The 279-nt window shown below is 57.0% G+C and carries 1 pseudogene; it reads right to left on the bottom strand.

Annotation, left to right across the window (positions count from 1 at the left end):
* Positions 1–140: 140 nt before the first annotated feature.
* A pseudogene (locus AB3X96_RS42805) lies at positions 141–279 on the bottom strand (transposase); the annotation flags it as partial.

The raw sequence follows: 279 nt of genomic DNA, 5'->3' as shown, positions 1-279 counted from the left end.
CCACAACCTGCGCATGATCCTCAGAAAGCTGCGGCGTTTTTACGTCCTTGTACTTGTCGCATTGCTCAACCGCTCCGCGGCTTCCGCTTCGACACCATGAACGGCGTCGTCGCCGAAAACGAATTATCCAGACCCGACTACTGACGTGCCACCCCGACCGAATGACGTCCCTTCTTTGGAAAACCGGTGTCGTCAATAATCCAGTAGTAACCGGTTTCTTTAGCAGCGTGCGCGTCTAACGCGGGCATCACCCATTCGCGTACCCGCTGCAGGACCGCC

The organism is Paraburkholderia sp. BR13439 (genome assembly GCF_040948805.1).
In the GTDB taxonomy this organism is placed as follows: Bacteria; Pseudomonadota; Gammaproteobacteria; order Burkholderiales; family Burkholderiaceae; genus Paraburkholderia; species Paraburkholderia youngii.
This window is presented reverse-complemented; position numbering and strand designations above follow the sequence as displayed.